Origin of the sequence: Lysobacter sp. 5GHs7-4 (assembly GCF_021284765.1) — a bacterium.
Classification (GTDB): Bacteria; Pseudomonadota; Gammaproteobacteria; order Xanthomonadales; family Xanthomonadaceae; genus Lysobacter.
In genome coordinates, this window is the sequence record NZ_CP089924.1 from 3051156 (window position 1) to 3066171 (window position 15016).

15 protein-coding genes are annotated in these 15016 nt (G+C 70.0%); 12 read left to right on the forward strand and 3 right to left on the reverse strand.

Going from position 1 to position 15016, the window contains the following annotated elements; translation table 11 throughout:
• The first annotated feature begins 10 nt into the window (after nt 1-10).
• The 12 genes from LVB77_RS13785 (at nt 11) to LVB77_RS13840 (ending at nt 12423) form a co-directional block, all read left to right on the forward strand.
• Nucleotides 11-673 (forward strand): dienelactone hydrolase family protein, encoded by a 663-nt coding sequence (locus tag LVB77_RS13785; protein ID WP_232906669.1) that lies wholly within the window; start codon nt 11-13, stop codon nt 671-673.
• Nucleotides 670-1080, forward strand: coding sequence for an HIT family protein (locus LVB77_RS13790; RefSeq protein ID WP_232906670.1), 411 nt, complete (start codon nt 670-672; stop codon nt 1078-1080). The genes LVB77_RS13785 and LVB77_RS13790 overlap by 4 nt, the downstream gene beginning before the upstream one ends.
• Complete coding sequence (gene pxpB / locus LVB77_RS13795) at nt 1077-1775, forward strand: 5-oxoprolinase subunit PxpB (RefSeq protein ID WP_232906671.1); 699 nt, start codon at nt 1077-1079, stop codon at nt 1773-1775. The genes LVB77_RS13790 and pxpB overlap by 4 nt, the downstream gene beginning before the upstream one ends.
• Nucleotides 1772-2752, forward strand: a complete 981-nt coding sequence (locus LVB77_RS13800; protein WP_232906672.1) for a biotin-dependent carboxyltransferase family protein — start codon at nt 1772-1774, stop codon at nt 2750-2752. The genes pxpB and LVB77_RS13800 overlap by 4 nt, the downstream gene beginning before the upstream one ends.
• A gap of 383 nt (nt 2753-3135) precedes the next feature.
• On the forward strand, nt 3136-6129 hold the full coding sequence (locus LVB77_RS13805) for a serine/threonine-protein kinase (protein ID WP_232906673.1): 2994 nt from the start codon (nt 3136-3138) through the stop codon (nt 6127-6129).
• 121 nt (nt 6130-6250) lie between these two features.
• Nucleotides 6251-8080, forward strand: a complete 1830-nt coding sequence (locus LVB77_RS13810; RefSeq protein WP_232906674.1) for a DUF885 domain-containing protein — start codon at nt 6251-6253, stop codon at nt 8078-8080.
• A 72-nt stretch (nt 8081-8152) separates the two neighbouring features.
• Entirely contained in the window at nt 8153-8332 is a 180-nt protein-coding gene (locus tag LVB77_RS13815; RefSeq protein WP_232906675.1) for a DUF5668 domain-containing protein, read from the forward strand.
• Between the two features lie 35 nt (nt 8333-8367).
• On the forward strand, nt 8368-9132 hold the full coding sequence (locus tag LVB77_RS13820) for a 5-oxoprolinase subunit PxpA (protein ID WP_232906676.1): 765 nt from the start codon (nt 8368-8370) through the stop codon (nt 9130-9132).
• A 327-nt stretch (nt 9133-9459) separates the two neighbouring features.
• Nucleotides 9460-10158 (forward strand): DUF969 domain-containing protein, encoded by a 699-nt coding sequence (locus LVB77_RS13825; RefSeq protein WP_232906677.1) that lies wholly within the window; start codon nt 9460-9462, stop codon nt 10156-10158.
• Nucleotides 10155-11108 carry a DUF979 domain-containing protein gene (locus LVB77_RS13830; protein WP_232906678.1) on the forward strand — a complete coding sequence of 318 codons (954 nt, stop codon included), beginning with the start codon at nt 10155-10157 and terminating at the stop codon, nt 11106-11108. The genes LVB77_RS13825 and LVB77_RS13830 overlap by 4 nt, the downstream gene beginning before the upstream one ends.
• A complete protein-coding gene (gene pcp / locus LVB77_RS13835) occupies nt 11105-11758 on the forward strand; it encodes a pyroglutamyl-peptidase I (protein WP_232906679.1) in 654 nt (217 codons plus the stop codon). Before LVB77_RS13830 ends, pcp begins: the two co-directional genes overlap by 4 nt.
• Nucleotides 11759-12120: 362 nt before the next feature.
• On the forward strand, nt 12121-12423 hold the full coding sequence (locus tag LVB77_RS13840; RefSeq protein WP_232906680.1) for a hypothetical protein: 303 nt from the start codon (nt 12121-12123) through the stop codon (nt 12421-12423).
• Nucleotides 12424-12512: 89 nt separating this feature from the next.
• Here LVB77_RS13840 and LVB77_RS13845 read toward each other — a convergent pair whose 3' ends face one another.
• The 3 genes from LVB77_RS13845 to apbC all read right to left on the reverse strand — a co-directional run bounded on the left by LVB77_RS13845 (nt 12513) and on the right by apbC (nt 14793).
• Complete coding sequence (locus LVB77_RS13845) at nt 12513-13034, reverse strand: RDD family protein (RefSeq protein WP_232906681.1); 522 nt, start codon at nt 13032-13034, stop codon at nt 12513-12515.
• A gap of 34 nt (nt 13035-13068) precedes the next feature.
• On the reverse strand, nt 13069-13638 hold the full coding sequence (gene dcd, locus LVB77_RS13850) for a dCTP deaminase (protein ID WP_055899878.1): 570 nt from the start codon (nt 13636-13638) through the stop codon (nt 13069-13071).
• Nucleotides 13639-13725: 87 nt separating this feature from the next.
• Nucleotides 13726-14793: an iron-sulfur cluster carrier protein ApbC gene (gene apbC, locus LVB77_RS13855; RefSeq protein WP_232906682.1), complete on the reverse strand. Its 1068-nt coding sequence runs from the start codon at nt 14791-14793 to the stop codon at nt 13726-13728.
• Between the last annotated feature and the right edge of the window lie 223 nt (nt 14794-15016).

Here is a 15016-nt window from a genome sequence, read left to right on the forward strand (position 1 = left end):
GAGGCCGCCCATGGGCCACTGGACCGATCTGGACACCCCGCACGGCCCGGTCGCGGCCTGGCGCGCCGAACCCACCGGCCCCTCGCGCGGCGCGCTGGTCGTGCTGCAGGAGATCTTCGGGGTCAACGCGCACATCCGCGCCGTGGCCGAGCGCTTCGCCCAGGCCGGCTATGTCGCCCTGGCGCCGGACCTGTTCGCCCCGGTGCAGGCGCACGTCGAGCTGGGTTACGGCAGCGACGACGCCGCGCGCGGCGGCGAGCTGCGCAGCGCGGTCGGCTTCGACCGCGCGATCGATATCGCCGGCGTGGCCTCGCACCGGCTGCAGGACGAAGGCCTGCGCACCGGCGCGGTCGGCTATTGCTGGGGCGGCAGTCTGGCCTTCCTGTGCAATACCCGCCTGGGCCTGCCCGCGGTGAGCTACTACGGCGCGCGCACCGTGCCGTTCCTGGGCGAACCCACGCGCGCGCCGATGCTGTTCCACTTCGGCGAACGCGACGCCAGCATCCCGCCGCAGGCCATCGACGCCCATCGCGCGGCGCTGCCGACCGCACCGATCTATCTCTACAACGCCGGCCACGGCTTCAACTGCGATCTGCGCGCGGACTACCACGCAGACAGCGCCGAGCTCGCCTGGCGGCGCACCCTGGACTTCTTCGCGGACGCACTGAAATGAACGCCTGGCACCTGCACCCGCAATTGGCGGACGACACCCACCCGATCGCCCAGTTCAAGCTGTGCGAGCTGCGCCTGATGGACGACGCCAACCACCCCTGGCTGATCCTGGTGCCGCGCGTCGAGGACGCGGTGGAGCTGATCGATCTGGACGAGGCGCAGCAGATCGAGCTGATGCGCGAGATCGCCGTGACCAGCCGCGCGCTGCAGAACGCGTTTTCGCCGCACAAGCTCAACGTGGCCGCGCTGGGCAACCTGGTGCCGCAGCTGCACGTGCACGTGATCGCGCGCTTCCGCGAGGACATCGCCTGGCCGCGCCCGGTGTGGGGCATGGCCACCGCCCAGCCCTACTCGCCCGAGGCGCTGGTGCGGCGCATCCGCGCCCTGCAGGACGCGCTGGCGACGTGAGCGCCGCCGCGCCGGACTGCGAGGCGCTGGCCGACGACGCCTGGCTGTTGCGCCTGGGATCGGCCATCGATGCGGACGCGAACGCGCGCGTGCATGCCTGGTGCGCGCAGCTGCGTGCGTGCGCACCGGCGTGGCTGCGCGACCTGGTGCCCGCCTACGCCAGCCTGGCGCTGTTCTTCGACCCCGCCCAGGTCGGCGCCGATGACGCGCGCGAGTGGTTGCTGATGCAATGCGCGGCGGCCGGCGACGCCGCCACGGCCGCCGCGGCGGGACGCACCGTAGATGTTCCGGTCGCCTACGGCGGCCGTTACGGCCCCGACCTGGACACCAGCGCGCAGGAGTTGGGTCTGTCGCCGCAGGCGCTGGCCGAACGCCACAGCGGCGCGCTCTACACTGTGGCGATGATCGGTTTCGCCCCGGGCTTCCCCTACCTGTCGGGCCTGGCGCCGGAACTCGCGCTGCCGCGCCTGGCCACGCCACGCACCGATGTGGCGGCCGGCAGCGTCGCCATCGGCGGCGCGCAGACCGGCATCTACCCGCGCCCCGGTCCCGGCGGCTGGCGATTGCTGGGGCGCACGCCGCTGCGGTTGTTCGATGCCGCGCGCGCCGCGCCCAGCCTGCTGCAACCCGGCGACCGTGTGCGTTTCCGGTCGATCGACCCAGCCGAGTTCGAGCACCTGGAAGCCGCGCCGTGAGTACGGCCCGCAAGCGTGACGACGCCTGCATGGAGGTGCTCAACGCCGGCCCGCTGAGCCTGGTGCAGGACCTGGGCCGCGACGGCTGGCGCCATCTCGGCGTCGGCCGTGGCGGCGCACTGGACCCGGATTGCGCGGCGTTGGCCAATGCGCTGGTCGGCAACCATGCCGGTGCCGCGGTGCTGGAATTCGCCCTGCAAGGGCCGACGCTGCGCCTGCCGCAACCGCTGCGCATCGCGGTGCTGGGCGCCGCCTGCGAAGCGCGCTTCGACGGCCAAGCGCTGCCGCTGGCGCGCCCGGTCGGGCTGCCCGCCGGCACGCTCGCGCTGGGCGGCATGCGCGAGGGCGCGCGCGCCTGGCTGGCGGTGTACGGTGGCATCGACGTGCCGCCGGTCCTGGGCAGCCGCGCCACCGATCTGCGCGGCGGCTTCGGCGGCGTCGACGGCCGCGCTTTGCGCAAGGGCGACCGGTTGCCGATCGGCGCGCACACCGGCATCGACGTCGCCGCGCCACAGGCGACCGCGTGGTGGATCGACCCGCGCGCCGGCCAGCTTGCGCAAGAACCGATCCGCTACATCGCAAGCGAAGCCGCGGCAATGCGCTCGCCCGCGCAAGAGCTGTCGCGGCAGCCCTGGCAGGTGCACGCCGCCAGCAACCGCCAGGGCCTGCGCCTGGACGGCGCGGCGCTGCAGGCGCCCGACGCCGGCGGCCTGTCCGAGCCGGTCGCACCGGGCACGATCCAACTGCCTTCCGACGGCCGCCCCATCGTGTTGCTGGCCGATGCGCAGACGGTCGGCGGCTACGCGCGCCTGGGCCATGTGATCGCCGCCGATCTGCCGCGGCTGGCGCAGTTGCGCCCCAACCAGCATTTGCGATTCCGCGCCTGCAACGCGGCCGAAGCGCAGGCCGCCGCGGCCGCCGCACGCGCGCAGCGTGCGCGATTGGAATGGGCCATTGCAACGCGCCTGGGCGCGTAATTCGCGCCGCATAGTCCAGCGCGCATCACGCGCAACGCACTCGAAATCCAGCACCTGCGCGCCCAACCGGTGCCGGCACATGCGCGCCCGACATCAGCGCGACGCCTTCCTTCCACACCGCATCCGTGGCGGCGGGCACGCATTGGACAAACCGCCGTCAATAGGCGTATCACGGCAGGCAAATCACGGCCCAATCCATAGACACATCGCCGATGACCCAGCCATCCGGACATGACGCGCACGCCATTGCATCGGTCCGTACCCGACAGCCGCTGGACGCGCGGCGGGTCCGGGGGTGACGCTCTGAGCAAGCGTCTTCTTGCAGCGCAGCGTGCCGGCCCCGGTCGGCCGAGGCCGCGGCGCACGAGCCGGCGTCGCGGGCCGTGACCGCGCCGACCGCCCGCGCGTTGGCGCTGTTCGACGAGTACGCCGACCTGCCACCGGCGGAACGCGAACGCGCGCTCAGGGAACTGATGCAACGCGATCCGGCCTTGCACGCCGCCCTGCGCTCGCTGCTGGAAGCAGACGAGATCGGCGTGCTGGACCGATCGCCCGCCGAGGTGCTCGCCGGCAAACAGTCCGAACCGGCGCCCGACGACGCGACGGAACCCGCGCAGGATCCGCGCCTGGGCACGCGCCTGGGCGCCTGGCGACTGCAGCGCGTGATCGGACGCGGCGGCATGGGCACCGTGTACGAGGCGCGGCGCGACGATGGCGAGTACGAAAGGCGCGTCGCGCTCAAATGCATACGCGCCGAACTGGCGACGCCACGGCTGGTCGCCGCGTTCCGCGAGGAGCGCAACCTGCTGGCACGCCTGGACCACCCCGGCATCGCCCCGCTGATAGACGGCGGCGTCGGCGACGACGGGCAACCCTGGTTCGCGCTGCGCTACGTCGACGGCCAACCCCTGGACGCGTGGTGCGACGGCCGCCGCACGACCGTCCGCGGACGCGTCGAACTGCTGATCCAGGCCTGCGAGGCGCTGGCCTACGCGCATGCGCAGGGCGTGGTCCACGGCGACATCAAGCCTTCCAACCTGCTGGTCGACGACGACGGCCGCGTGCACCTGCTGGATTTCGGCATCGCCACGCATTTCGCCACCCCCGGCGAAAGCATCGCGGTCACTCCGGACTACGCGGCGCCGGAAATGCGCGGGCGCCGCGCGGGCGCGCCGTCGACCGATCTGTACGCGCTGGGCGTGCTCGCCTATCGCCTGCTCTGCGCCCATTGGCCCGTGCCCATGCACGACCTGCGCCAGTTGCTGCCGGCAGCCGCGGCACTCCCGCAGTGGCCGGCGCCGCAGCCCATGGAACGGTTGCTCGGCGACGACGACCGGGCGCTCGCTGCGCGACGCGACGTCGCCAGCGTCTCGGCCTTGCGGCGCGCGCTGGCCGGCGATCTGTCGGCCATCGCGCTCAAGGCGGTCGCACCGCAACCGCAGGACCGTTATGCCAGCGTGCGCGAGTTCGCCGACGACCTGCAGCGCTGGCTGGCGCACCGACCGGTGCATGCCGCACCGGGCGGCTGGCGGTCGCGTGCGCGCAAATGGCGTCAGCGCAATCCGATCGCGGCCGCGCTGGGCGTCACCGTGCTGCTGGCGGTGTGCGCCAGCATCGGCGCGGCCTACTGGCAGCAACGCCGGGCCGCGCGCGCGTTCGAGGCCAGCCAGGCGGTGAGTCAGCTGTTCGCCTCGACCCTGGGCACGGCGACCTTGTCGGGTTTGGGATCGGTGCCGTTCTCGTCGCGCGCGCTGCTGGAACGCACCGAACGCGAGCTGCGCAAGCTGCCGCTCGACGATCAGCCGCAATTGCGCGCGCGCAGCCTCGCCACGCTGGCGCGCAGCTACGCCGTCATCGGCGAGTACCGCCGCGCCGAAGCCCTGGCCGCGCAGGCGCAAACCGCGCTCGGCGACGCGGAAGACCAGGGCGACTTCGTCGCCGCGACCTGGGTGGCGATGCTCAATACCGGCAACGGCCAGGCCGAGGCCGAACGGCGCGCGCTGGCGCGCCTGCAGCGCCTGGGCGAGGCAAGCAGCACCGAGGCGCGCATGACCCGGGTGACCTTCGGCGCCGAACTCGCACGCGCGCAGTGGGGCCAGGGCAAGACCCTGGCCGCGTTGGCCACGGCCGACGACCTGGTGCGGCAGATGCGCGCGCTGGGCGCCGGCCATCGGGAGTGGCTGGCGCAGGTGCTGATACTGCGCTCGAACTTCCTGAGCCGTTTGTATCGGTTCGAGCAGGCCGATCGCGACGCGCTGGAAGCCATCGCCCTGGTCCGTTCGACCCACCCGGTCCTCGCCGACGATGCGCTGGAGCAGCGCGTGCTGCTCAACGCCCGGCGCATCAGTCCGCACGAGCGCACGCTGGCCGACGCCCTGCTGCAGCGCCGCCGTGACAGTCTGGGCGATGCCCACCCCTCGACAGCCCGCGCCCGCGTGCGCGTGGCCTTGAGCCGCTATCCGCAGGTCGAATCGCCGGCGGCGCTGCGCGCCGCGTTGGCGACGATAGAGCGCGCCTACGGCCGCGAACACCCGGAGTACGGCTGGGCGTTGTCGGCCAGCGCCTGGGCGATCGCACGCGATCCGCGCGAGAACGTCCGCCTGCTGCCCGAGGCCATCGGCATCCTCGAACGCACCCAGGGACCGCGCGCGGAGCTGACGCTGAACGCACAGGGCAATCTGGGCAAGGATCTCCTGCTGCTGCCCGACCGCTACCGCCGGCCACAGGACATCGCCGAGGGCAGCGCGCTGTTGCGGCGCGTGATCGCCGGCAAACAGGCATTGGGCCTGCCGGCGCCCTACGACCGCATACAACTGGTGCGCGGCCTGTTGCTGTACGGCGCGCCGACGCAATGGGACGAAGCCGAACGCCAGCTCATCCAATCGCGCGTCGATACCCGGCGCTACGCCACCCAGGGCGACGCGCAGCCCTCGCAGGCGGCCTACTACGAGCAACTGCTGCTGTTCCGGCGCGGCCGTGATGCCCAGGCCGACGCGGGCTTCGCCGCCGTGGTCGAACGCGAGCGCGGCTTCCTGCCCGCGGCGCCGGACGCGCGGCGAAGCGACCGTAACCAGCGCGTTCATGCGGGGCTGCTGACGCAAGCGCTGACCTATCGCTCGGTGCTGGCGCTGCGCGATTGCCGCCGCGGGCAGGCCGATGCGGATTTGGCCGAGGCGGTCCGCATCGCGTCGGCCGCACTGACGCCCAATGCGCCGATCGCGCGGGCGGTGCACGCGTACCGCGACGGGTTGCAAGGCCGCGGCCGGTTGCCGAACGCGGTCGAGGATGGCTTCATCGCAGGCGCCGACATCGAAGAAACCAACCGCAAAGCCGCCGCCTGCACCGCTCCCGCGCGCAACGCGGTGAGCGCCGGATAGGCTGAAAGACACTGGTCAAGCGCGGTCAGGGCGCCGAGGATCGGCGGCGGTACCGGTCCTGCGACCGGTCGGCCGCTCAGTTCCGCCGCTCACGCCCCGCCGTTCTTACCGGAGAACCGCAATGCCCAGCCTGCGCCTGCTGTCGCTGTCCGCCTGTATCGCCGTCGCGCTAGTCGCCGGCTGCAAGCCCGAAACGCCCGCACCCGCCACCGACGCCACCGCCCCTGCGGCGACCGCGACGGCGAACGCCGATTGGCAACCAGCGGTCGACGCCTTCATCGACGGCTACTTCCAGCATTACCCCACCGCCGCCGCCAACGCCGGCAAACACGAATTCGACGGCAAGCTGCCCGACTGGTCGCCGCAGGCCATGGCCGCCACCGGCGCCTGGCTGAAGGAGCAGCGCGCCAAGCTGGTCGGCTTCGGCGACGACAAACTCGAACCCGCGCAGCGCTTCCAGCGCGAGTACGCGCTGTCGGTGATCGACGGCCAGCTGTTCTACCTGGAAGACTCGGGCTTTCCGCAGAAGAACCCGGCCTTCTACGCCGGCGACCTCTCGCCCAGCATGTACCTGACCCGGCCCTACGCGCCGCTGCCGCAGCGCATGGCCGCGTTCGCCGCGTACCAGGAAGCCCTGCCCAAGGCCGCCGAGCAGATCCGCGCCAACCTCAAGGGCCCGCTGCCGGCCAGCTATATCGAGTTCGGCAACATCGTCTTCGGCGGACTCGCCGAGTTCTTCAAGAACGACGCGCCCAAGGCCTTCGCCGAAGTGCCCGACGCCGCGCTGCAGGCGCGCTTCAAGGCCTCCAACGCCCAGGCCATCGAGGCGATGCAGGGCCTGTCCGACTGGCTGAGCGCGCAGAAGCCGCAGGCCACCCAGGACTACGCCATCGGCGCCGAGCGCTTCGCCAAGATGCTCAAAGCCACCGAGCGCGTCGACATTCCGCTGGACCAGCTCAAGGCGATCGGCGAGGCCGACCTGGCGCGCAATCTGGCCGCGCTGAAGGCCGCCTGCGACCAGTACGCCGCCGGCCAGACCATCAACGCCTGCATCGAGAAGGTCAACGCCGACAAGCCGCAGGGCGGCGCGGTCGAAGGCGCGCGCGCGCAGCTGGTCGATCTGCGCAAGTTCCTGGTCGACAAGGACCTGGTCACGATTCCAGGCACCGAGGAAGCGCGGGTGGAGGAAGCGCCGCCGTTCAACCGCACCAACTTCGCCTACATCGAGATCCCGGGCCCGTACGAGAAGAACCTGCCCTCGGTCTACTACATCGCCCCGCCGGATCCGAAGTGGCCCAAGGCCGAGCAGGACGCCTACGTGCCGGGCAAGGCCGACCTGCTGTTCACCTCGGCGCACGAGGTCTGGCCGGGCCACTTCCTGCAGTTCCTGCACGCCAATCGTTCGCAGTGGAAGTTCGCGCAGTTGTTCGTCGGCTACGCCTATGCCGAAGGCTGGGCGCACTACACCGAGGAGATGATGTACGACGCCGGCGTCGGCGGCGCCACGCCGGAGATCCACATCGGCCAGCTCAGCAATGCCCTGCTGCGCGACGTGCGCTTCATCTCGGCGATCGGCCTGCACACCGGCGGCATGACCGTCGCCCAGTCCGAGCAGATGTTCAAGGACAAGGCCTTCCAGGACCCGGGCAACGCCCGTCAGCAGGCCGCGCGCGGCACCTACGATCCGGGCTACCTCAACTACACCCTGGGCAAGCTGATGATCATGCAGCTGCGCGAGGACTGGACCGCCAGCCGCGGCGGCCGCAGCGGCTGGAAGGCCTTCCACGACCAGTTCCTGAGCTACGGCGGCCCGCCGGTGCCGCTGGTGCGCGGGCAGATGATGGGCGGTCCTGCCGAGGCCAAGTTGTGGCAGGCGCCGCAGGCCGCCGCGCCCGCGCAAGCGGCTCCGGCCGAGGCCGCACCGGCCGCCAAGCCGGCCGCAGGCGGCTGAATCCGACCGACGGGCCGCCCACCGGCGGCCCGTCTGGTTTAGCCTGCCGACAGCGTCCAAACGGAGTTTGCGATGAGACCGCATCTGATCGCCCCGATCGTCCTGATCGTGGTTGGCACCATTTTTCTGCTCAACAATCTCGGCCTGACCGATCTCCATCTGGGCCAACTGATGCGTACCTGGTGGCCGGCGATCCTGATCGTGGTCGGCATCAGCCTGCTGTTCAGGCGCAATCGCCGCCAGGACAACTAAGGCGTGTCCACGCCGCTTTGAGGCATCATCGCGGAGTGACCGATTCCGACCGCCCCCGCATCGACTTCAACTGCGACCTCGGCGAGGGCTGCGGCGACGACGCCGCGATCCTGCCCTACGTCAGTTCGGCCAACATCGCCTGCGGCGGCCATGCCGGCGACGAGGCGACCATGCGCGCGACCCTGCGCCTGTGCCGCCAGCACGGCGTCGCGATCGGCGCGCATCCGGGCTACGAAGACCGCGAGCATTTCGGCCGCCGCGTGCTGCCGCTGGACCGCGACGAGATCGGCATGCTGGTGCTGAGCCAGCTCGCGCGCCTGGCTGCGATCGCCGACGACGAGGGCCTGCGCCTGAGCCACGTCAAACCGCATGGCGCGCTCTACAACCTGGCCGCCGACGACCGCATCGTCGCGCAGGCCATCGTCGGCTCGGTCGCCGCGTTCGATCCCACGCTGTCGGTGTTCGGCCTGTCCGGCTCCGAACTCACCGCCGCCGCCGAGGCCGCCGGCCTACATGCCGTGCACGAAGTGTTCGCCGAGCGCGGATACGCCGCCAACGGGCGCCTGCTGCCGCGCGGCACACCGGGCGCCGTGCTGGAGACCTTGGACGAGGCGATCGCGCAGGTGCACGGCCTGGCCACGCGCGGCGAAGTGATCTGCGCCGACGGCAGCGTCCTGCGCTTGCGCGCCGACAGCCTGTGCCTGCACGGCGACCGCGCCGACGCGCCAGCGTTCGCGCGCGCGGTGCGCGCCGCGTTGGAGGCCGATGGCGTGCGCATCCTGGCGGTCGATCGCCCGTGATTACCGTCGCGAATGATTGCACTCCGAGAGCTCAGCGCTCTTTTCTTTGCCGTCATTCCCGCGAAGGCGGGAATCCAGGGACTTTAGCCAGTAGCTCGGATGCAATGACGCGACCACTGGAGCGACTTGCTCTCAAACGCCATCGCTTCGATGGAACCGTAGACATGCGTGGCGCCACGCTCTGAAGGCACTGGATGTTCGACTCCGTCGAAGTAAAGCGAAGCCCGCCTTCGCGGGAATGACGGGGCAAGGAAATCGCAGCATAGGGTCAAGCTTGCCCGTAAACGTTTTGAGTCGACCAAAAAATTTCGCTAGCAGGATTCGCACATGAACTACTGGCCCTTGCTGGGCGTCGCCGCCGTCGTACTCGGCTTCGCCCTGCGCCTCAATCCCGCCCTGGTGGTGGTCGCCGCCGGCTTCATCACCGGCCTGGCCGCGCAGCTGTCGCCGCTGGACGTGCTGGAAGTGCTGGGCAAGGCCTTCACCGACAAACGCTTCCTGCTGCTGTTCCTGCTGACCCTGCCGGTGATCGGCCTGCTCGAGCGCCACGGCCTCAAGGAACACGCCCAGGCCTGGATCGCCCGACTGCGCGGCGCCACCATGGGCCGCCTGCTGATCGCCTACCTGCTGATGCGCCAGCTGTTCTCCGCCATGGGCCTGACCAGCCTGGGCGGGCATCCGCAGACCGTGCGCCCGCTGCTGGCGCCGATGGCCGAGGGCGCGGCCCAGGTCCGCCACGGCGAACTACCCGAGGACGAACGCCAGCGCATCCGCGCCATGTCGGCCGGCACCGATAACGTCGGCCTGTTCTTCGGCGAGGACATCTTCATCGCCTTCGGCGCGGTGCTGCTGATTCAAAGTTTCTACGCCGAACACGGCATCCAGTTGGACGCGCTGCAGATCGCGTTCTGGGGCATCCCCACCGCGGTCTGCGCCTTTGCCATACACACCGTGCGCATCCTGCGTTTCGAGCGCCGCCTGGCCAAGCGCATCGCCGCGGCCGACGCGAAGGCGCCGCCGGCATGATCACCCTCACTCACGTCTACTGGCTGCTCGGCGCCTACCTTGCCGCCCTGGCCTGGCGCGGCTGGCGCGACCGCGACAATGCGCGCCGCCACACCACCGCACTGTTCTGGGGCCTGCTGTCGTTCCTGCTGTTCGCCGCCGAACGCCTGCCGCCGAAGCTGGTCGGCGCGATCGTGGTGCTGCTGGCGTTGCTGGCCGGCTTCGGCGGTCTGCGTATGGGCCGTTACCACCAGAGCAGCGCCGAGGAAAAACACACCGAAGCGCGGCGCCTGGGCAATCGCCTGTTCTGGCCCGCGCTGCTGATTCCGGCGGTGACCCTGATCGGCGCGCTGGGCCTGAAGCGCATCCAATTCGGCGCCACGCCCTTGCTGGAAACCGCCAACGTCACCCTGGTCTCGCTGGCGGTCGCCTGCGTGATCGCGCTGGCGGCCGCGTGCCGACTGACCCGGCAGACTCCGTGGAGCGGCGTAGAACAATCGCGCCGCCTGGTCGATTCGATCGGCTGGGCCGCGCTGCTGCCGTTGTTGCTGGCCTCGCTGGGCAGCGTGTTCGAGGCCGGCGGCGTCGGCCAGGCCACGGCGGCGGTGGTGCGCTCGGTGATTCCGGTCGATAACCCCTTCGTGGTGGTGGTCGCCTACGCGCTGGGCATGGCGCTGTTCACCATCATCATGGGCAACGCCTTCGCCGCGTTCCCGGTGATGACCGCCGGCATCGCCCTGCCGCTGCTGGTGCAGCAGCACGGCGCCGAGGCCGCCTCGCTGGCCGCGATCGGCATGCTCTCGGGTTACTGCGGCACCCTGATGACGCCGATGGCGGCCAATTTCAACCTGGTGCCGGCGGCACTGTTGGAACTGAAGGATCCCTACGGCGTGATCCGCGCGCAATGGCCCACCGGCGCCTTGCTGCTGGCCTGCAACGTGCTGCTGATGTACTGGATCGCGTTCCGATGAGCGCGCGCAAACCGACGGTACTGCTGACCGGCTTCGCGCCCTTCGGCGGCGAGGACAGCAATCCGGCCTGGGAGGCCGTGCAGCGCTTGGCCGGCAAATCCATCCGCGGCCATCGCGTCGTCACGCGCTGCCTGCCGGTCGCGTTCGGCGCATCCTTGCAGGCCTTGCGCCAGGCGATCGCCGACAGCGAACCCGCGCTGGTGCTGTGCATCGGCCAGGCCGGCGGCCGCGCGCAGCTCTCCCTGGAACGCATCGCCATCAACGTCGACGACGCGCGCATCCCCGACAACGAGGGCGCGCGCCCGATCGACGAACCGGTGATCGCCGACGGCCCCGCGGCTTACTTCAGCGGTCTGCCGATCAAGGCCATGCTGGCGGCGCTGCGCGCGGCCGGCATCCCCGCCGAGGTCTCGCAAACCGCCGGCACCTACGTCTGCAACCACGTCTTCTACGGCCTGATGCACGCCTTGCGCGACGGCCCGGTGCGCGGCGGCTTCGTGCACATTCCCTACTCGCCGGACCAGGCCGCGCGCCATCCGGGCGCACCCAGCCTGTCGGTCGACACCGTGGTCGAAGGCCTGCGCATCGCGCTGGCGACCGCCTTGACGGTGCGCGTGGATCAGCGCATCGCGGCGGGCAGCGAGCACTGATCCACCCCTTTGCTGGTCTTCCCCCTTTGAAAAAGGGGGGTTGAGGGATTTGCTCCAAGCAAAAGCAAATCCCCCCTAGCCCCCCTTTTTCAAAGGGGGGAATTGCAGCGCGTGATGGCGTAGGGACGTAGGTGAACCCCTGCATCGCTGCTGGCAGCGAACGCTAACCTTGGCACCGCGCTTGTCTTCCCCCATTGAAAAAGGGGGATTGAGGGGGATTTGCTGCGAAGAAAGGCAAATCCCCGCAAAGAGCGAGATCGGCTACGCGCTCGGCGCACACAACGCCGTAAATCGCGACCGCGTTCCGCTCCCGTTCTCCCGCCAGCAGCGAACATGCCCCATCGCATCCCCTGGAGAACGCCATGCATCCTCGCCTGTCCGCCGCCCTGCTCTGCACCCTGTCCGTGTTCGCCCTGCCCGCCGCCCATGCCGGCCTGTTCGACAAAAACCCCGACCAGGTCGCGCAGGAAGCCGTTGCCAAGGATCTGCGTGCCGTCACCCTGTGGGTCGACGCCAGCTGGGGTTTTCGCAATCAAGGCGCCGCCAACAACCTCAGCCGCGCCCACCAGGCCTTCACCACGCGCGGCTACAACGTGGTCAGCGTCGAGCCCTACATCGAGAACGGCGACCTGCAGGGCTTCTTCGTGACTTACCAGAAGCCCTGAGCCGCACGCTCCCGGGGCAGCAGCGACGCCTTCGCTTTCTGTGGGAGCGACGTGAGTCGCGATGGCTCCGCCGGCTTGCGTGAGCGCGCTCAGTGCGCTCGCACCACCCGGGTGTCCGCGATCCAGTCGTGCGCGCAGCGGCGGTCGGCGCGGAAAATCATCAGCACGTCGACAATGCCGAACACATTGCCCAGCACCGGCACGATGGAAATGACATTGATAGGCAGGTAGCGGCGCAGCAACAGGTGTCCCAGACTCGGCTGGGCGCCATTCATGCGCACGATCTTGATCTTGCACACGCGCTTGCCCCAGGTCTGGCCGCTGGCATGCAGCGGATAGGCCTGGATCAGCACGAACAAGGCGAAGCCGATCGCGCCCCACAGGGCCAGCACGCCGATCGGCATGAACATCTGGCCCGCCTCGCTGTTGGTTTCGATCTGATCGAAATAGCCGCCGAAGTACATGATCGGCAGGGTGATGACGAGGGCGATGATCGTATCCAGAATCGCCGCGCCCAGCCGTCCCTCGCGGCTCGCCAGCTCGCCGTCCTCCGTCACCGGATCCGACAGCGCCGCCTGCGGGCTGCGGTAGGGATTCTCGTCTTCGACCATGCGTACGCCTTCCTTGCGACCGTGGTGCTGCAGCTCAGGTACGCGGCAGGGTCACGCCGGTCTGGCCCTGATACTTGCCGCCGCGGTCCTTGTACGAGGTCTCGCAGACTTCGTCGGACTGGAAGAACAGCATCTGCGCCACGCCTTCGTTGGCGTAGATGCGCGCCGGCAGCGGCGTGGTGTTGCTGAACTCCAGAGTCACGTGGCCTTCCCACTCCGGTTCCAGCGGGGTCACGTTGACGATGATGCCGCAGCGCGCGTAGGTGCTCTTGCCCAGGCAGACCACCAGCGTGTCGCGCGGGATGCGGAAGTACTCGACGGTACGCGCCAGCGCGAAGGAATTGGGCGGGATGATGCAGACGTCGTTCTCGATGTCGACGAAGCTGCCCGGGTCGAAGTGCTTCGGGTCGACGATGGTCGAGTTGATGTTGGTGAAGACCTTGAACTCGCGCGAGCAGCGCACGTCGTAGCCGTAGCTCGACGTGCCGTAGCTGACGATGCGCTGGCCGTCGGCGGCATGCTTGACCTGACCGGGCTCGAACGGCTCGATCATGCCGTGCTGCTCGGACATGCGACGGATCCAACGGTCGGACTTGATGCTCATGCAGGGGTCTCGGGGGCGTGCGGGGGCGAAAGCGCCGTGACCGGCGATTGTAAGCGAGCCGGCCCGGGGCCGGCCCGCCGGCCGGGCTCAGCCCAGCAAGGACGCCGAAATCGAAGGCGCCACCCGCGGCCGCAGCGCCAGCCGCACCGCCAGATTGCGCGCCGCGGCCCGGTAGGCGCGTGCCGCCGCCGAGTCCGGCGCCGCCACGACCACCGGCACGCCGGCGTCGCCCTGCTCGCGGATCGCGAGCTCCAGCGGCAGGCTGCCCAGCAACGGCACCTCGTACTGCGCCGCCATGCGCGCCCCGCCGCCCTCGCCGAACACATGCTCGGCATGGCCGCAGTTCGAGCACACGTGCACCGCCATGTTCTCCACCAGGCCCAGCACCGGCACCTGCACTTTCTCGAACATCTTCAAGGCCTTGCGCGCGTCCAGCGTGGCCACGTCCTGCGGCGTGGTCACGATCACCGCGCCGGCGACCGGAATCTTCTGCGCCAGCGTCAGCTGGATATCGCCGGTGCCCGGCGGCAGGTCCACGATCAGATAATCCAGCTCGCCCCAGCGCGTCTCGTTGAGCAACTGGGTCAGCGCCGAGGTCGCCATCGGCCCGCGCCAGATCATCGGCGTGTCCTGCTCCACCAGCAGCCCGATCGACATCGCCGCGATCCCGTGCGCCCGCATCGGCTCGATGGTCTTACCGTCCGGGCTGTCTGGCTTGCCGCTCAGGCCCAGCATGGTCGGCACGCTGGGGCCGTAGATATCGGCGTCCAGCACCCCCACCCGCGCCCCGTCGGCCGCCAGCGCCAGCGCCAGGTTCACCGCCGTGGTCGACTTGCCCACCCCGCCCTTGCCCGACCCGACCGCGATCAGGTTACGCACGTTTTCCAGCGGGGACAGGTTGGGTTGGACGGCGTGGGAGGTGATGCGGGTGGTGAGTTCCAGGGTGGCCAGGGTTTTGCCTTCGGCGGCGAGCACGGCAGCGATGCGCTCGCGCAGGTCCGCCTCCAGGCCCTGCAAGGGGAAACCGGCGCCGATGGACACGGCGACGCGGCCGTCCGCATCCGCGGCACGCACTTTGACGCCAGCCTCGGCGAGGCTGAATGCGGTGTCGGACAGCGGCAGCGCCGCGATCCTGGTTTGCAATTGTTCGTTCAACGAATCACCTAGGGGGAAGCGCATCGAATGTGCCTGGACAGCATTTGGGCACGCGAGACGCCATGATAGCGCGGCGCTTCCTCCGGTCAGTCGAGTCCGATAGCGGAACGATCGCACGCCCCTCGAATCGCGAAGCATTAAGCAGCGCTAGACACCGCTGGCGTGGTGCGCCGTTGCGATCCAGACCCACCGCACGCGGCGTTTACGCGAACCGCCGGCTGCA